The sequence below is a fragment of the Rossellomorea aquimaris genome (genome assembly GCF_020172085.1).
Classification (GTDB): domain Bacteria; phylum Bacillota; class Bacilli; order Bacillales; family Bacillaceae_B; genus Rossellomorea; species Rossellomorea aquimaris_E.
Genome location: NZ_JAIVAT010000007.1, coordinates 70036 through 86906, shown reverse-complemented (window position 1 = coordinate 86906; position 16871 = coordinate 70036). Strand labels below are relative to the sequence as shown.

17 protein-coding genes and 1 riboswitch are annotated in these 16871 nt (G+C 43.9%); of the genes, 4 read left to right on the top strand and 13 right to left on the bottom strand.

What is annotated here, in order from left to right:
- Positions 1-13: 13 nt before the first annotated feature.
- The 13 genes from LCL96_RS13050 to LCL96_RS12990 all read right to left on the bottom strand — a co-directional run bounded on the left by LCL96_RS13050 (position 14) and on the right by LCL96_RS12990 (position 12857).
- Complete coding sequence (locus LCL96_RS13050) at positions 14-2164, bottom strand: beta-propeller domain-containing protein (protein ID WP_224941893.1); 2151 nt, start codon at positions 2162-2164, stop codon at positions 14-16.
- A 112-nt stretch (positions 2165-2276) separates the two neighbouring features.
- Positions 2277-2732 carry a threonine/serine exporter family protein gene (locus LCL96_RS13045; RefSeq protein ID WP_098351258.1) on the bottom strand — a complete coding sequence of 152 codons (456 nt, stop codon included), beginning with the start codon at positions 2730-2732 and terminating at the stop codon, positions 2277-2279.
- Positions 2733-2766: 34 nt separating this feature from the next.
- Positions 2767-3528: a threonine/serine exporter family protein gene (locus LCL96_RS13040; RefSeq protein WP_224941892.1), complete on the bottom strand. Its 762-nt coding sequence runs from the start codon at positions 3526-3528 to the stop codon at positions 2767-2769.
- A gap of 227 nt (positions 3529-3755) precedes the next feature.
- Positions 3756-4355, bottom strand: a complete 600-nt coding sequence (locus LCL96_RS13035) for a DedA family protein (protein WP_224941891.1) — start codon at positions 4353-4355, stop codon at positions 3756-3758.
- 146 nt (positions 4356-4501) lie between these two features.
- Positions 4502-5098 (bottom strand): energy-coupled thiamine transporter ThiT, encoded by a 597-nt coding sequence (gene thiT / locus LCL96_RS13030; RefSeq protein WP_224941890.1) that lies wholly within the window; start codon positions 5096-5098, stop codon positions 4502-4504.
- A 70-nt stretch (positions 5099-5168) separates the two neighbouring features.
- A riboswitch (TPP riboswitch) is annotated at positions 5169-5267 on the bottom strand.
- Between the two features lie 68 nt (positions 5268-5335).
- Complete coding sequence (locus LCL96_RS13025; RefSeq protein ID WP_224941889.1) at positions 5336-5635, bottom strand: hypothetical protein; 300 nt, start codon at positions 5633-5635, stop codon at positions 5336-5338.
- Between the two features lie 294 nt (positions 5636-5929).
- Positions 5930-7084 carry an IseA DL-endopeptidase inhibitor family protein gene (locus LCL96_RS13020; RefSeq protein ID WP_224941888.1) on the bottom strand — a complete coding sequence of 385 codons (1155 nt, stop codon included), beginning with the start codon at positions 7082-7084 and terminating at the stop codon, positions 5930-5932.
- Positions 7065-7607 carry an RNA polymerase sigma factor gene (locus LCL96_RS13015; protein WP_224941887.1) on the bottom strand — a complete coding sequence of 181 codons (543 nt, stop codon included), beginning with the start codon at positions 7605-7607 and terminating at the stop codon, positions 7065-7067. The genes LCL96_RS13020 and LCL96_RS13015 overlap by 20 nt, the downstream gene beginning before the upstream one ends.
- 199 nt (positions 7608-7806) lie before the next feature.
- Positions 7807-8133: a thioredoxin family protein gene (locus LCL96_RS13010; protein WP_224941886.1), complete on the bottom strand. Its 327-nt coding sequence runs from the start codon at positions 8131-8133 to the stop codon at positions 7807-7809.
- 40 nt (positions 8134-8173) lie between these two features.
- Complete coding sequence (locus tag LCL96_RS13005) at positions 8174-8716, bottom strand: histidine phosphatase family protein (RefSeq protein ID WP_224941885.1); 543 nt, start codon at positions 8714-8716, stop codon at positions 8174-8176.
- Positions 8717-9418: 702 nt separating this feature from the next.
- Entirely contained in the window at positions 9419-10234 is an 816-nt protein-coding gene (locus LCL96_RS13000; protein ID WP_224941884.1) for a ZIP family metal transporter, read from the bottom strand.
- 215 nt (positions 10235-10449) lie between these two features.
- Entirely contained in the window at positions 10450-12069 is a 1620-nt protein-coding gene (locus LCL96_RS12995; protein ID WP_224941883.1) for a hypothetical protein, read from the bottom strand.
- A 2-nt stretch (positions 12070-12071) separates the two neighbouring features.
- Positions 12072-12857: an ABC transporter ATP-binding protein gene (locus LCL96_RS12990; RefSeq protein ID WP_224941882.1), complete on the bottom strand. Its 786-nt coding sequence runs from the start codon at positions 12855-12857 to the stop codon at positions 12072-12074.
- Between the two features lie 209 nt (positions 12858-13066).
- Here LCL96_RS12990 and LCL96_RS12985 point away from each other — a divergent pair, with 209 nt between their 5' ends.
- Genes LCL96_RS12985 through LCL96_RS12970 form a run of 4 tightly spaced genes read left to right on the top strand, consistent with a single transcriptional unit; the run spans position 13067 to position 16832 of the window.
- The gene (locus LCL96_RS12985; RefSeq protein WP_224941881.1) at positions 13067-13462 is read left to right on the top strand and encodes a GntR family transcriptional regulator; all 396 of its coding nucleotides are present in this window, start codon (positions 13067-13069) and stop codon (positions 13460-13462) included.
- On the top strand, positions 13449-14351 hold the full coding sequence (locus tag LCL96_RS12980) for an ABC transporter ATP-binding protein (protein ID WP_224941880.1): 903 nt from the start codon (positions 13449-13451) through the stop codon (positions 14349-14351). Before LCL96_RS12985 ends, LCL96_RS12980 begins: the two co-directional genes overlap by 14 nt.
- The gene (locus tag LCL96_RS12975) at positions 14323-16284 is read left to right on the top strand and encodes a DUF6449 domain-containing protein (RefSeq protein WP_224941879.1); all 1962 of its coding nucleotides are present in this window, start codon (positions 14323-14325) and stop codon (positions 16282-16284) included. The genes LCL96_RS12980 and LCL96_RS12975 overlap by 29 nt, the downstream gene beginning before the upstream one ends.
- 17 nt (positions 16285-16301) lie before the next feature.
- Positions 16302-16832 carry an RNA polymerase sigma factor gene (locus LCL96_RS12970; protein WP_224941878.1) on the top strand — a complete coding sequence of 177 codons (531 nt, stop codon included), beginning with the start codon at positions 16302-16304 and terminating at the stop codon, positions 16830-16832.
- Positions 16833-16871: the final 39 nt, after the last annotated feature.

Below are 16871 nucleotides of genomic sequence, written 5' to 3'. Positions count from 1 at the left end.
TTCTGTCCATTCTTTAGTTTATCTCAATGGAGTCTGTCTTTTTGTAATCACCCAACGAGTAAGAAGTAATAGAGTGATTCGAAACGGTATAGAGCTGATCATCAATATAGAGCAGTCTTTGGATCTGGTCTTCCCACTGTTCGTAGTATTCTTTGTCTTTGCTTCCTTCATCCGTGAGCTTCGATTTCAACACAATCCCTTTTTCAGGGGTGATTTCATAAAGAAGGGCACCTTGATAGTCGAAATCCAGTTCGTGCTGGCTTCCCTCCTTTTCATTGTAAACAGAGACCGGAAAGCCATATAGATTTCTTGAAGGCTCGTGAAGCAGGGCTTTGTGGTCCTCGAGCAAGTTGGAATGGGTCCCGGCCCCTCCGATGATTTCGGTGTCCGTTTCTTTCGGATGATGAAAATCCGTAATATCAAATAACGACATTTTCATCCCCTTCCGAGTGATTCTCGGTTCGATATTGGTATCCTTGCCATCGTTGATCACTTTCGTATCATATCCGAATCCGATCAGATGCCGATCGTCTATCGGGTGAAGGTAGGTACTGAAACCAGGGATCTTCAATTCCCCCAACACTTTTGGATGTGTTGGATCTTCCGTATCGATGACGAATAACGGGTCGACTTGTTTAAAGGTGACCATATATGCTTTGTCTCCCATGAACCGGACAGAATAGATCTTCTCCCCCCGTGCTAAATCCTTTACTTCTCCTACGTTTTTCATGTTTTCATCTAATATATAGAGAGCATTGGACGATGGCGAGTCATTGCTCCACACTTCTCCATCCGTCGTGGCAATTCGAAAATATCCCTTGTGCTCATCCATAGAGAATTGGTTTAACGTCCTTCCCTCTACCTTTCCTGATGAGGCGTATGTGATTTCTCCATCATGAACGGCAAATTTATATATGTTCGTATTAAGAGAATCCCGCCCCTCGTATTTTTCTACAGCGATATACAGATTTTCTTTCGACATATACACTGCCTCTCCCCCTCCAAGATAAGAACTGACGGCAAGGGGAGCTTTCGGATTTTCCATATCCAATGCTGTCAATAAGGTATAGTTTGGAGAAGTGGATTTCGGAAAATACTTGATGCTCTCGAAAGGAATCGGCTCCGCATCATCCCCCGTCAAACTATCACTTACCCTCGGTCTTACATCAAGGTCGGCATCCCGTTCAAGCATCCAGTAGTTTGGATACATACTGGAAATCAGGTAGACAGTAGAATCCACTTTCCTAGAAGCTTTATACTGACCTTCAAGCTCTACCTTTCTTTGAAGGGACGGCTTATCTTTATTCGATACATCATACAAGAGCGCCACCGTCATACCCTCTACCGGCAGAATCTTAGACTGGCTACCTTGATCACCCTCCTTAAGAGGTGGTGACCAGCTGTTTCCGATGACAAGCACTTGGTCTCCATTCAAAAAAAGATGCTGCGGCTGCACATGTTCTTCGAACGAAATCGTCGATATCCTTTCCATCTCAGGCTTCACCTTTGTAATCAACAGCTTCCGATCGATCAATTGATAGATGTACTTCCCATCAGTCTTGACCAAATCCCCCTCGTCAACGCCTTGAACCTGATTATTCGTTGTTGAAAAATCGGATTCACCTGAAGCGCTGTCCTCTGAAGACGCAGACTCCATTTTCTCTTCCCTTCCAAACAGAGAAAACCTCGGACTTTCCTTATTCAATTTTAAAACGTCCTTGAAGTATTTCGTCAGGGCTTCCCCTGATTGAATGCTTGGCATATGAGAGGTGACAGCAAAAGGGATCTCTGTGTCCCCGGTGTATGATAATCCCCATTTGGTTTTCACGTTTGGAGAAATATGAAGTGTGAATGCTTGAGGTTTAAGAGGATACCCTTCATTCGGTGCGAGCACCTGCAATGAATGGCGGTCTTCACTGAGCTTTAGTATGACATTGACATCCCGCCCATCGGAATCTTTCACATAAATGTTTTGCGGCGTCACGGTGTCTTTCTTAAGCGGAGTAGAAAATTGTAGATTCCACGAGTCATTCTCCATTATGAGGAGATTTCCCGCCCATTTCCCCTCCGCCTTCACCACAGGTCTTTGACTGTACATGAACACTCCGATACCAACCAGAAGAACAACACCAAGAACAATGAGCAGATACGATTTCTTACTCATAGCATGACCCTCCTATATGTCCTATTTGTTGATTAGACGTCAAGAGGGATGAATGGTTACACGGAAGTGACGGAATAAAAAAAAGACCCCACAAAAAGCAAGGTCCGTCCCTCTATCTCATTCTTCTTGCGCTGGCGTTCAGGCGTGCGTTTCGGATGACCTGGTTGATGACTTCGGAGAAGATGAGCCCGATGGCGATGGAGCCTGAGATCATGAACGCTTTGGCTGCCAGGTTGATGGCGGCATTGTAGTCGTTTTGTACGAAGTTTCTCATGGCATCATACGCAAGTCCGCCGGGTACGAGAGGGATGATCCCGGCGACAGAGAAGATGATGACCGGGGTTTTGTACATTTTCGCAAACACCTGACTGACCACCGCCACGACAAAGGAGGCCAATAACGTGGCAAGTACAGTATCGGCTTCATTTAAACTCATGAGTATGTAGATGATCCACCCCAGCATTCCAACAATTCCGCATTTGAAGAGGGACTGCTTTGGAGCGTTAAAGATAATCCCGAATGCGGCGGCGGAAATGAAGCTGGTCACTAATTGTTCGATGATGAGCATCCCTTTTCACCCTTTCCTTATATGACATACACTCTTACGTTAAAGTAAACACAACGGCAATACCCGTTCCGATGGCAAACGCGGTTAAGAAGGCTTCCGCGCCCTTTGACAGGCCCGATACTAAATGCCCCGCCATTAAATCCCTGACAGCATTGGTAATCAGGAGACCTGGAACCAGCGGCATGACGGAGCCAATGATGATCTTATCCAACTCCTGCCCCACTCCGAGATGGACAAACCCGAATGACACCATTCCGATGATGAAGGAGGCAAGGAACTCGGCAAAGAACTTGATCGGAACGAGGCGATGTAAATGAATCACGCTTGTAAACCCGATCCCCCCTGTGATCAGTGCCGGTAAGAAGTCCTTCCATCCCCCCTGGAACATGATGAGAAAACATCCACTTGCAATGGCTGCCGCCACCACCTGGATCAGGAAAGTGTATGATAAGTCGGACTGATCCAACTTCTCAAGGGCATTGTATGCTTCTTCAAGGGTCAGATGCCCTTGGCTGATTTGCCGCGAGATACTATTCACGAGGGTCACTTTCTCAAGATCCGTTGACCTCTCGTTGATTCGGATCAGCTTTGTTTTTGTCGGTTCCGAGGTTTCAATCGAGAAGATGATTCCAGTAGGCGTCACATAGCTGTGGGATTCTGTTATCCCATAAGAAGCAGCAATCCGCATCATCGTATCCTCGACGCGATAGGTCTCTGCACCGCTTTGCAGCATGATTTTACCTGCCAGCAGGCTGACCTCCATAATGTCATATCTTCTTATCATTTTTGCTTCCATACGATTTCACCACACGCGCTTTTTTGAATAGGTCTAGTTTATAGGAAAGACGTGGTGTAAGCAATGAGGAACGGCAGGATTTTACGTAGATTTAATCTAGGGAGAGGGAACGGGGGTGATTTGGGGTATAAACAGTCCAATATTCAGGACCTTGTCCCCCCTTATGTAAGGCTTATGAATTGTTTCTCAGTATTTGTGGTCCTCTTGACGACACATCTCCAATCCCATTAGTGATTTTTCGTGTACACCCTTCTCTTCTTCTTCCTTTTTAAAACGACGTACAAACCCGTTATGATGACAAAAACGATAAAGGCCACCACTTGATAGTCCTCCATCATTTTAAGGATCACTTCTTTCTCTCCCTCATATAACTGTCCAATACTCAAAAACAGAAAAGTGGATGGAGCAATACCGAGCATCGTGAGGAGGGAATAGGCCTTCACATCCATTTTCGCCATGCCCGCAAGGAATGGGATGACATTCCCTATATGAAGTGGACTCGCAATCGCTACGCTCCATATTCCATAACGATTGAATTTTTGACGGGCTGCCCTAAGCTTTTCCAGCTTCTTGGGATGTAGCTTCTCCTCCAATTTATCCCCCAGTTTCAAACTGATGTAAAATGGAATATAACTTCCCACTGTGTATAGAAGGCTTCCCACAACCGAAATAATCCCGATTTCCACCCACGTTAAGTCCAGGATGAATCCCATCGTCACGATAAAAAATGTGCCCACAAAAGGAAAAGCACTTCCTTCAATAAATAGAGAAAACAATACACCCCAAATCCCCCACTCTTCCGCTATATTCAAGATCCAATCTGACATTCGACTCACTCCTGACAATCATCGTATCTTCAGTATAGAAAAAGGCCCGTTTATTCAACAGAAGCCGTAGAAGTAAATTACTCTAAGACTTGGGGTGTATTGACAAAAAAAGACCGGCCTTTTGGAATGGACCAGTCTTGTTGTTTCTATGAAGCCTTTCGGCTGATATCATGTTGATGTGTCCGTACTTTAATCAGTCTTGGTGCTATATTGGTGATGATCGCCAACACAATGGAGCACAACAGAGCCGACCCAAGCATTGTGATACCATTCGCAATGAAAGAGAAGAGCAATGGAGACATATCATCCGGTGCATATTCGGCAAAGAACACGAAACCTGCGATGAAATGCCAGAAATAGCGGGCGAGACTTCCTACAAATGTAGCGATCACAACCCATAGAATCGCTTTGGATCGACGACTGTCTCCTAATGAATCCTGTATCTTCCCGGCAAACATCCCCGCGAAACCGATAAAAGCAAAGGCAATGAAGTATTCGATCACCATTTGAACCGGCGTTGCTATCCAGGCATCCCCTAGGGCGATCTGCAGGATTCCCCATAAGAAGCCCCCTGTCAGTCCCGCTTTCCAGCCCCTTCGATAGGACAATAGAAAGATTGGAACCATGGCAATGGAAATGGAGATACTTGGTGATAGCTTAATAGAGGGCAGCATATCAAGGATGACGGCGAAGGCTGCCATCAATGACGCTTCAAGCAATACAATAAGTCGAGTGTGTTTCATAAAAAATCCTCCTCATGTAATAAAACGAAACCATAAGGAGGATGAATGCATGAATTAAAACACGCACAAAGAGGCGTATCTTCCACATCCCTACGCTAGTCCTAACTAACAGGTTCAGAGGGTCAGAACACATTGTTCAATCTCAGCTTTCGCTCCCCTTGTGGTAACGTTTATGAAGTTATTATGCTTTATTATACATCAAAAATGATAGATTAAAAGGTCGAAAGGCTCTTTTCCTTAAGGTGTCTCACTGAGAGGATCGTGAAGAATGATGACGGGCATTGACTTAGGGGTGACCATGAATCCATATACTTTTCCATCCTTGTCCTTATATGCGACAGAGTAATCTCCAAACTGGGGTGAAAATTCGACGTTTTGGTATTCCAGATCCAGATCCTTGTATTTAAGGCTCACATAGAGGTTGGTGGCGATTCTTGCCGTCAGGTGCTGTACAGTGGAAATCCGGTTGGCTACTATTATGAGGATGATTGCGAAACCGAGTAACATGACTCTCTTTGTCCTGGACAATCTGATCATTCATCTAGCCCCCTTTTTATTTCTTCTTGACTACTATACTCGTATACTCTCTATTATATACCTATTCAATAAGCCATGACAAAAGAGCTACTCTAATGGAATGTGACAAAATACCCATTTTAAGCAGCTCTATTTTAATTTCCTTTATTTTGCTCCCTTTCCAATCACTCAAGGTACCACTTTTCGCTATATGTGAGTTGAGCACCTTCTGTCCCAAACAACATACTACTTTTACTGTTCGTGTTTTAGAATATATTGACTTACTTACTCTATTTAATCCCAGGTTCATGCACTCTATTGAGTCGGCATGAATCCTACGCTCCAATAGCCGTCTTCATCCTTGACCATTTGAAAGCCCATACCCCCTTCGCTACCATTGTCATACTTAATATATCCATCCGTATCACCTGTTTGAATAAATTCACCGTTTTCGATTCCTTTGAAGAGACGTAGAATTTGGTCCTTTGTCCCCCTGTCCGCTTTAGGAAACTTCTTGTCTTCTTCCTTGTTCCACTGTACATACCCTGCCCTGTCTGTGTACATTTCATAAACCAGGTCGTCTCTTTCATCCAACGTTGCCTGGACATAAATTTTTGCAATGCTGATGGGTGATAACCCGTGTAAATGTTCTTCTCTTGGATCCTGGGAAAATTCCTGGTAGACCGCCTCTTCTTCTGGTGTCAACGTGAGGTTCCACTCTTTGGTCTCTTTCTCTACTTCTCTAAATGAAAATGGCAACTTCACACTGAACTTCCATCCTCCATCAAAAACCAGTCTGAAGCTTTGAACATTGACTCTCCCAAGCCCCTCCGAAACCGGTATTTCGTATGTCACATCACTCATGGCTTCTGTCGTCCTCACTTTGACTGCCGTGGTGTCGGTCCATACATTGCCAGGTTCAAAAGTTACATCAGGCTGGGCCAATTTCCCTTTATACACAATGAAGGGATGGTTCCCGATGAGCTTCTCGGCAGCATCCGGGGTAAAGCTTTTTGATAGATAGTGAATCACTTTTTCTTCTGAATCAAATCCTTCACTCATATACCGATAGGACTCACCTTCATAGATAAAGGTCTCACCCATCCCTTCATCATTAAGGACGGTATCATATCGATTGAACGCTTCTACAATCAATTTATCTGCCGTAGGCTCATCCAGCTCGGTAGGCTCTTCTGGGGTAGGAGCTACGATGACGTCCTGCTCCTTTGAAGCATTTTGACCGTCCCTTTCAACATCGATCAGTTCGAAAGTCAAGAATATCCCCGCCAATATAAAGGCTGCAGCCAATACATTCGGGACCAATCTTCCCATTTTTCTCCCACTCTTTTTTTGCCCATCTATCTCCTCAAATAGTTTAGTTTTCAACTCGCTCTTAAATTCTTTGCGCGGAGCAAGGTCTGGTCGGTTTTTCAAAGATTGTAATATGTCATCATTGAATTTTTCTTTCATCTACCAGCACCGCCTCTTCATTGGAATGTCCTAATTCTTTTTTTAACTGCTTCATTGCCCTGTGATAATCCACTTTCACTTTAGAAGGCTTGCAATCTAGGATTTCCGCCGTTTCTTTGACGGAGTATTCTCTCAATCCCCTAAGGATGACGACATTCCGATAGTCCGGTTTCAACTTGGAAAGTGCCGCCTGAACCCTCTGCCACTCTTCGCTTTTCTCCACCTCTTCTTCCGGTATGCCTTCCTCACTTTTTCGTAAATTCAAAAGGACATCCGGGAGAAGGGAGATGAGCTTTCTCTTTCGGTAATGATCAATCGCCGTCCGTTTAGCAATGGAAATGATCCATGTTTTCAGTGAGGATTGATTACGGAAGCTGTGATAACTTTTAAACACTCTCATAAAGGTATCTTGGGTTAAATCCTCTGCTTCGGATGAATTGTTAGTGAAATAGAATAAGTACTGATAAACATCATGGAAATACGTTTCATATAGCCCTTCCAATCGGTCGTGATCCTCTCTCAAAGCCTTCCCCCCTTTACTGTATTTATTAGTCGTTGCTGACATGTATATGGTTTCAATTCATTTAAATAAATTTCCATACAATAGAAAAAGAGCCATTATTATAACAGCTCTTTCATCAGATGTTTTGTCGTCTTAAACAACTGTGCAGATCGTTCAGCCTCATTAAATCAATCATATTTACAGTTAATCAAACGTTTGTTTAGTTGTCTAACATCTCTATGAGACGGGAAATTTGGCTCTGAAGTTCATCTATTGGCACGAAGCGTGCTTTTCTGAACATTTCTTTCCCCTCCACAAACATGATCAGGACAGGAACGGTAAAGATGGAGAATTCTCCTGCTACTTCAGGAATTTCTTCTGCATCGGCATGGATGGGGAACACAGATTTGAATTCCTCCAACACCTTTTCCACCTGTGGCAGGAGTGCATGACAAACAGAGCAATTGGGTCTGGATATGTATAGCAATACAAGCTTTTCTGCTTCGAGCTTTGACTTGATGGCTTCCAGAGAATGGACTTCTTCCATTTTGCGTTCCCCCTTCTTTATTCACACCTACCGTTTAAATTCATCCAGTCCGGTCCTGATATACATACAACTTACCGTTAGACGGTCTCTTAAAGGATGGTCCGGTAAATCCACGCTTTCGCAATTCTTTCCTCATAAACATCATAATTCCCCCATGACCGACAATCAGCACATCTTCCCCTTCGTGAATAATTCTATCGACCACACTTCTGATTCGCTCCTCGATTTCCCGTCTACTTTCCGGCTGAGAGCGATGATTAAACCAACAGGCAAGCCTGATGAATGTTATATGAAGAAAAAAGGGAAGTTTCCTGTTAGATCGGAATAGTGGAGATAACCTGATTTCCCTCAGTTCCTCCATCAATGTGATTTCGCCTTCGTAAACGGTTTCAGCTGTTGTCTGCGCCCGAGCTAAATCACTGGAATAGCACCCCTTCCAGTCGATTCCTTTAAGATCCACCAGATTTTCTTCTACTTCTGACGCATCATATTCTTCCACCCACTTCATCAGCTCATCACTTGTTACTGATGACGATGGGTATCCCCTCGTCACCTTAAAATGCCTTACAAGTCCAATCTTCATACCGTTCCCCTCCCCTTTCATTATACTATTTTCGGGAATTGCTGCTTTCGTTAACATTGTTGCTTTTGGATATAGCGAGTAGTAGTTGATTTCCGCTCCAGGTGCTCGCTTTCCGCGGGGCTGGCGGTGAGCCTCCTCTGGCTTCGCCCTGCGGGGTCTCAAGATCCAGCTACGGCGGCTAGCCCCTCGAGGTCATAAGCTAAATGATCCAAGAAGGCAAAAACCGCCTTCCCGGCCCATTCATCATACGCTTGTTGGGGCTGAACGAGCCGCCTCCGCTTTTCTGCCTGTCCAGCGTTTCCCGCAGGAGTCGAGCACCTTCCGCTCCAATCAACTGTCCAAGCATAACTTACAACCAAATCATTTTCTTAGCTGCAATGATCAATTGTATCTAATTTAGTAATGCTCATTTTTTTATGAACCATTTAGCTCTGTCAATAATTGCTTCTGTAGAGGGTGAAGGGAACGGCGCAGACTCCTACGGAAAACGGGCGTGCTGAGACCCCGGAAGCGTCCTTTGCTGAGGAGGCTCGGCCGAACGTCCGTGGAAAGCGGAGCAGTTCCTTTCACCCTTCAGCACAGACTCAGGTGACAGAGCATTTGTAGGATCATAGACTGTGTAAGAATAGCTACAATCTTTGAGAAAAGAGCTAATGGAAAATAAAAAAGCATGCTACTTCATCGCATGCTTTCAGTCATCCATTATCCCAGGGATACGTCCAGGATCATCATCACGACGAAGCCGAGCATTAATCCTAGTGTAGCCAGGTCTGTACTTCCTGAGGATTGTGATTCAGGGATCAACTCTTCCACTACTACGTATATCATCGCCCCAGCTGCGAAAGCCAGTGCATAAGGTAAGATGGGCTGCACCAACAGGACAGCAGCCGCTCCGATAACAGCAGCAATCGGTTCAACGATGGCTGATAGCTGACCATAATGAAAGGACCTTAAACGTGACATCCCATCACCCCTGAGTGGAATGGAGAGGGCTGCCCCTTCAGGCATATTTTGAATCCCGATCCCGATTGTAAGGCCGATCGCCCCAACCAGGGTGGCATCTCCCAGTCCCAGTGATGCTGCTCCAAAGGCGACACCGATTGCCAGACCCTCCGGGATATTATGGAGAGTAATAGCCAGAAAGAGTAAGGTTGATTTCTTGAATTTCGTCGGTGGGCCTTCCGCTTTATCCGAAGCACTGCCTAAATGCAGATGCGGTACAACGAAATCTAATAGTCTGATAAAAAGTCCACCCAATAAAAATCCAATGGCAGGGGCCAGCCATGGAATCTGACCATTTTGCTCACTGAACTCTATTGAAGGGGCCAATAAGGACCAGAACGATGCAGCGATCATGACACCTGCTGCAAACCCGAGCATCATGTTCAATGTATGTTTTTCTATCTTCACAAAGAAAAAAACAGCTGCTGCTCCAAGTGCCGTCAGCCCCCACGTTACGAGGCCTCCAAACAGTGCCTGCATCGTAGGATTAAATCCGCTTAACCAATCTATGAACATAGAATTCACTCTCCTTCAGTCAAACATGTTGAATAATATCATCTTGCATCAAAGAAACTTTCAATGTCAAAATAAATGCAATACTTCTTTTTTACTAAAGACCACCGTTTTTCTATGTATAAATCATTACAATCATATCTATCGTTTATACTTCCATATTTTCATACAGTGTATACCCAAAAACGCCCCTGCCTAAAAAGACAGGGACGCCTCTATTATTCATCCTTAATGGCTGTTTTCCATAAGATGAGGTTAACGACAAATAATATGGCCAGATAGCCGGGAATCCCTAATGGAATCTTCAGGGCCAGATAATGGAGACCAAAAAACACACCTACTACCAGGTAAAACGGCAGCACCTTCCAGCTATCGCTTTGTTGGATACCTTCAAAGCTTTCGGAAAATGGAAGGGTACCCCTCATTAAACCTAGACAAATCACAGTAAAGATACAGGCGCTAATGAAGACAACGATGATCTCAGGGATGATCCGGATACCGAATAGATAAATAAACACCATGCTCAATAAAGCGTACAAAGGCAGAAACAATTTAACAAGAAACGCCTTCAATGTCCCCTTGTAGATGGAAGCCCTGCTTTTGACAGGCGCGACTTTGTACACCCAGGACCCCTTGTATTTCCCTGAATAGCTGAGCATCATCACGACAGTAGGTATGACGATGAAGCTAGAATAAATGGAAAGATACATACTTGAAGTCAGTAAGTCTTCCCTCGACCCATCCATCAATCCATTGAAAATGAAGATAAATGGCATGATGATGGCAAACCCAAGGGCAGGGTACACCTTCAACTTGAATTCCCGTTCGTTTTTCATCATATACTGGGCGAATCGGTAAAATGCCCTTTCTTCGTTCGACTTGGATAAAACTTTCATGAATCCATCCCCGAAGCGGAATGCTTTCTTCTTTTTCCCGTCATGTGAAGATAATTTCTGAAGGTTCTTCTCAAACGTCGGCAATGCTTTCACGTAAACCATCAGGGCAAGGAATGGAAACAGTATGCCAATACCCGAAAGAATCAGGATCAACGACTGGTGATTCCCGTTCAATAGCCATTCAAAGGGAGCACCGAACCACATCGGAGGCAGAAAGACATTCCACCATTCAGGTGTGAACGAGACCGTCAAGTCCACAAACTCGAAGGAACGTGCCACAATCTGATAACCCACGGCGAGCCCGATGGATAATCCGATTTGGACATAGTTAATGATGTCCTTCAGCTTCTCACCGTCAAAATATTGGAGGATGAAATAATAGAGCATGGCTGTAAACACAACAATGAAAATATTCATCAGGATGATCCCTGCAAGGAACAGCAAAAAGAACACAAAACCTTGATTGATCAACCCTACAATCAAGGGAATCGCCGTCAAAGATCCTGTCAGGAAGAACAGATAAATAAATACGTGCAGCGTTTTCGCCAAGCTGATCGTTTTTCGTTCGACCGGCTTCGTAAAGAGAATCGTATGATCCCGGATATCGAGAATGACAACCGAAAAGTCGGATATCATGGAGGTCATGACGATGAAAATGAGCACGGTAAAGGTGATGCTCATTTGAAAGATGTATTGATCTCCCATCAATATGAAGGGAATGACGAATAATCCAAATAAAGCATACACCCAAAGGGATTTAATAAAGCGGTTCTCGTCCTTCCCTTGCTTCCTTCCCTGCTGCTGAAAGATCGTCGGTACCCGTCTTTGATCCATCGTAAGCTTGACTTGTAGTATTCTTCTCAATAACCGGTAATCGAATCCTAGCCTCGTAATCAATCCGCGAAACCAATCCAGAAACAGAAGTGTACGAAATTCCTTCATGATTACACCTCTTGCACAACAGAAACGATCTCCGCTGCCGTTTCCCTGTGCTCATTAAATCCGGTTAATTGGTTGAAGATCTCCTCCAGAGAACCTTCCCTATTCTGATTCTTCAATTCTTCAAAACTACCATCCGCAACGATTTGTCCGTTATGCAAAAGGACGATCCTGTTACTGATTTTTTCTACGACATCCATGATATGGGAAGAGTAGAAGATCGTTTTTCCCTGTGAGGCAAGCTGGGCGAGCAGCTCTTTAAAGATCATGACCGAATTGGCATCCAATCCGTTGATAGGCTCATCGAGAAATAATACATCGGGATTATGTAAGATGCTGGAGATGATCAGAATCTTTTGCTTCATCCCCTTTGAATAAGACGCGATCCTCGATTGATACACGTCGTAAAGTCCAAACAGCCGGATCAGCTTCTCCGCTTTCCCCTGTGCCTTTTCAGCCTCCATCCCATAAAGCTCTGCAATAAATGTGAGGTACTCTTCTGCCGTCAGGTTATCATAAAGATCCGCCATCTCAGGGACATAGCCGATCCGTTTCTTGTATTCTACTGAACTGACAGATATATCTTTACCGAATAAAGTCACCTGCCCCGTATAGTCCTCTTCAAGACCGAGGATGATCTTGACTGTGGTACTTTTCCCGGCACCATTCGGGCCGATATAGCCGATGATCTGTCCTTTATACACATCCAGCTGGACGCCCTTCAACACTTCCTTGCTCCCAAATGTCTTCTTCAAATTCTTAATCGATAAAATCGGTTCTTGTACGTCCATAGAAATCCCCTTTTTTTCTTTCATTCTCCCTATATGCTAACATAAATTCCATTTTATGGTCAGTTGTGTGCGGGAAATTCACCGTTCCCAGGGTTTTCTCTTCATTTTGAAAATATTTTATTTCCCCCCTTCCCAAACTGGCAGAACTTGTTATATACTTTAACTGTATTAAGACACATAGTACACTACATACAGTCGGGAGGGTGGATATGTTTGAGCTTGATTTAAGAAGCCGTAAGCCAATTTATGAACAACTAGTCGAGAAGCTGAAAGAATTCATTATCAATGAAGTGCTGAAGCCTGACGAACAATTACCTTCCGTTCGCTCCCTGGCACAGCAGCTGACCATAAATCCAAACACAATCCAAAAAGCCTACAGGGAACTCGAAACCCAAGGGTATATTTATTCTGTGAAAGGACGGGGGAGCTTTGTTAATCCTTCAAGTCACATTCAAAATGCGGAGAAAATCATGAAAGTAAAAGAAGAGTTGTCCAGACTTTTGTCCGAGGCCCTTTACTTAGGGATCACATCTGAAGATTTAAAACAGATGATTGCAGAAATCGAGGCATCAGTAGGAGGGAATGGTCCTGATGATAGAGATTAAATCCATAAGGAAAGCCTTTGAAGGCACGAAAATCATTCATGACACTTCTTTCACTGTTCAAAAAGGGTCGATTTATGGCCTGCTTGGATCCAATGGTGCCGGAAAGACCACGTTACTGAAGACCATCTCAGGAGTGCTGAAGCCTGATAACGGAGAGATATTGGTTGATTCACAGCCTGTTTATGAAAATATCCCGACGAAAGAAAAGCTGTTTTTCATACCCGATCAACCGTTTTTCTTTTCCCATTACACATTGAATCAAATGGCCCGTTTCTACCAAAACACATATACAAGATGGAATGAGGAGCAATACAAATCTTTAATTAAAGAATTCAGGATCGACTCTCATAAAAAGCTTCATAAGTTCTCCAAAGGTGTTCAGCGTCAGGCTGCCTTTATCCTGGCTCTTGCGACAGAACCCGAGGTACTGATACTGGATGAACCGATGGATGGCCTTGATCCGGTTGTCAGAAAGAAAGTCAAGAGTGTGCTGATATCGGAAGTAGCCAACAGGGAAATGACCATCATCATTTCTTCTCACAATCTCCGTGAAGTGGAGGACATTTGTGATCATGTCGGAATCTTGCATCAAGGGGAATTCATATTGGAGAAGGAACTTGATGATTTGAAGTCCGGCATTCATAAAGTGCAGCTGGCATTCAAAGGTGAAATCCCGGAGAACCTCTTCAGTCAGCTCGAGCTTTTGCATTCAGAGGCACGGGGAAGTGTTTCCCTCTGCATCGTCCGCGGTGAAGAACATCAAGTGAGAAGCATCATTCAACCTTATCAGCCGGTCATCTTCGACATGCTGCCGCTGACGCTCGAAGAAATTTTTGTTTATGAAATGGAGGACGTCGGATATGCCATCCAAAACATCATGGATCAATAAGGAAGTCATCATACTGAGCCTCAGGAATGCTGGTTGGGTAGGGATTGTCTATTTCATTGCCCTTCTCTTTTCTTTACCTGTCGCTATCCTCGGCCGGTTGTCCAATGAAGATCCATCCTATCCCATTACAATTGAACATAATCTCTTTATGATTCAATACCCGATACAAGTGGGACTGATGCTGTTTATCCCTGTTATTCTCTCCCTGTTCTTATTCCGTTATCTGCATGTGAAACAAGCCGGGGATTTCATACATAGTCTCCCGCTTCATCGCAGAAAGCTATTTTTTCATTTTACAGGAACGGGATTGGGGCTACTTATCATCCCTATTCTCTTGAATACGATCATTTTGCTGTCTCTCTATACACTCACCGATCTTCATGAATTCATTGGGATCGGAGACATTTTCATCTGGTGCGGAACCACGATTCTCGTGAACCTTCTCTTGTTCACAGCCTCTACATTTGTGGCTATGATCACTGGGCTGACCGCTGTTCAAGGTGCCCTGACCTATATCTTACTATTATTACCGGCAGGGATGTTTGTACTCATCTGCTACAGTCTGAAAAATTTCCTATATGGATTCCCGGAGGACTATTACTTCAGTGTGCAAATGGAGGAATACTCCCCTCTCATCAAAGCGGCGTACTTGGAAGACAACCTACTTTCCGGTACAGACGTTTTGATGTTCATTGTGATCACACTCGTATTCTATGGATTATCATACTTTCTCTATCAATCAAGAAAAGTGGAGGTTGCTTCCCAGGCAATCGTTCATCCGATCCTGAGACCATTGTTTAAATACGGAATTTCCTTCTGCTTCATGCTCTTCGGGGGAATGTACTTCAATGGGGTGTACCAATCAGTGGCCTGGACCTTGTTCGGTTATTTCTTCGGGTCACTCATTGGCTACTATATTGGACAAATGATATTAGAGAAGCACTGGAGAGTATTCCGTCACTGGAAGGGATATGCAGGATTCGCCATTTGCATGGTTTTGGTAGGCATCGGCATCCGATTCGATCTATTTAACTATGAAAAGAAAGTCCCTGATATGGCGGACGTAGAAACTGTCCACGTAAGTGATACCTTTTATTCCCTGACAGATAACCCTGAAAATCTCATTGAGGATCCCTTTATAAAGGATCAAAAAACGATTCAGGCTGTTTTGGATCTTCATAAGGAAATACTGGACAATCAAGATCACGACACTCAGTCAGACAGGAAGAGCCAGATTTTTCTTTATTACAAGTTAAAAAATGGGCATAAGCTTGTACGGAATTACTGGGTTAACACAGAAGATATAGAATCTGAATATGCTACTCTCTATAAAATGAAGAACTATAAAGAGGTAACCGAACAAATTTATGGTGTTGATTCGAACAAGGTCGATAAAATCACGATCTATAACGAAATAAGCAACAATTCCGGCATTACCATTTCCGATCCTGCTGAAATCCGTGAAGCCATCGACATCTTAAAAGAAGGAACCTATCAAGAATCTTTTGAGGACCGTCGTAAAGTGAAGCTTTATAACGTTGAACTCCTTTTGCCCGATGGGATGTATGCACATGCAGACGTCAAGCATACGGACAAGAAATTTCTATCGTGGCTTAAAGACAAAGGGTATGTAGATGATACAAACGTAAAGACGTCGAGTATTGAATCGATGTATGTAACGGCACAAGCTGATTTCATTGATCGATTACCCCAGTCCCCAGAACAGACTGTCTCAGACTTAAAGGAAGAAGACATAGGATTTGAAATTAAGGATACTGAACAAATCGAATCCCTTATGACCCGACTTGTATACGATTACGAAGAGAGTGATTATGCCGTCATCATCAGGCATAAAAACGAAGGGAACGTCCAGGCATACGGTTTACAAAAGAAGGATGCACCATCCTTTATCAAAGAAAAATTCGATGAATAGAAAGTCGGGGTGACCATATGGACACGTTAGCACCACCATCTCCTCTCACATGTGAAGAGATGTATGAACAATTCCATAAGCTGATCTATCACATTGCTTTCAACATTACGAACGACATACATTTATCACAGGATATCGTTCAGGAAACCTTCCTGAAAGCATATTTAAAATTAGACACTCTGCTGGATAGGTCTAAAACGAAGTCCTGGCTCACTTCGATCGCAAGGTGTACGGCGATCGATGTCATACGGAAACGATCTAAATGTCAGGAGGTCTTCATGGAAGATCATGAAGAGTTTCAATCCATTCAGGATCACCAGTCATTGGAGAGTGAGATTGAAGTTCGCTTCCTTAAGAATTGCATACAGGATCATATCAAAACCCTGCCCCCGACCCAGCAGGAAGTGATGGCGTTGAAAGTGACAGAAGACCTGAGTGACAGTGAAATTGCGAGCAAACTGAATCTTTCAGCTTCCACGGTCAAAACCCGCTTTCACCGGGGTAGGAAGCAGTTGTATTCAGTCGTTTATACTAAAGTATCAGCATAAGAAAGGGAGCCTCGGTGAGAAGGCTCCCTTTCTTGTGGA

What these genes read in the sequence shown, in the direction of transcription:
- LCL96_RS13050 (WP_224941893.1), bottom strand. Translation starts at nt 2,164, where the DNA reads ATGAGTAAGAAATCGTATCTGCTCATTGTTCTTGGTGTTGTTCTTCTG.
- LCL96_RS13045 (WP_098351258.1), bottom strand. Translation starts at nt 2,732, where the DNA reads ATGCTCATCATCGAACAATTAGTGACCAGCTTCATTTCCGCCGCCGCA.
- LCL96_RS13040 (WP_224941892.1), bottom strand. Translation starts at nt 3,528, where the DNA reads ATGGAAGCAAAAATGATAAGAAGATATGACATTATGGAGGTCAGCCTG.
- LCL96_RS13035 (WP_224941891.1), bottom strand. Translation starts at nt 4,355, where the DNA reads ATGTCAGATTGGATCTTGAATATAGCGGAAGAGTGGGGGATTTGGGGT.
- thiT (WP_224941890.1), bottom strand. Translation starts at nt 5,098, where the DNA reads ATGAAACACACTCGACTTATTGTATTGCTTGAAGCGTCATTGATGGCA.
- LCL96_RS13025 (WP_224941889.1), bottom strand. Translation starts at nt 5,635, where the DNA reads ATGATCAGATTGTCCAGGACAAAGAGAGTCATGTTACTCGGTTTCGCA.
- LCL96_RS13020 (WP_224941888.1), bottom strand. Translation starts at nt 7,084, where the DNA reads ATGAAAGAAAAATTCAATGATGACATATTACAATCTTTGAAAAACCGA.
- LCL96_RS13010 (WP_224941886.1), bottom strand. Translation starts at nt 8,133, where the DNA reads ATGGAAGAAGTCCATTCTCTGGAAGCCATCAAGTCAAAGCTCGAAGCA.
- LCL96_RS13005 (WP_224941885.1), bottom strand. Translation starts at nt 8,716, where the DNA reads ATGAAGATTGGACTTGTAAGGCATTTTAAGGTGACGAGGGGATACCCA.
- LCL96_RS13000 (WP_224941884.1), bottom strand. Translation starts at nt 10,234, where the DNA reads ATGTTCATAGATTGGTTAAGCGGATTTAATCCTACGATGCAGGCACTG.
- LCL96_RS12995 (WP_224941883.1), bottom strand. Translation starts at nt 12,069, where the DNA reads ATGAAGGAATTTCGTACACTTCTGTTTCTGGATTGGTTTCGCGGATTG.
- LCL96_RS12990 (WP_224941882.1), bottom strand. Translation starts at nt 12,857, where the DNA reads ATGGACGTACAAGAACCGATTTTATCGATTAAGAATTTGAAGAAGACA.
- LCL96_RS12985 (WP_224941881.1), top strand. Translation starts at nt 13,067, where the DNA reads ATGTTTGAGCTTGATTTAAGAAGCCGTAAGCCAATTTATGAACAACTA.
- LCL96_RS12980 (WP_224941880.1), top strand. Translation starts at nt 13,449, where the DNA reads ATGATAGAGATTAAATCCATAAGGAAAGCCTTTGAAGGCACGAAAATC.
- LCL96_RS12975 (WP_224941879.1), top strand. Translation starts at nt 14,323, where the DNA reads ATGCCATCCAAAACATCATGGATCAATAAGGAAGTCATCATACTGAGC.
- LCL96_RS12970 (WP_224941878.1), top strand. Translation starts at nt 16,302, where the DNA reads ATGGACACGTTAGCACCACCATCTCCTCTCACATGTGAAGAGATGTAT.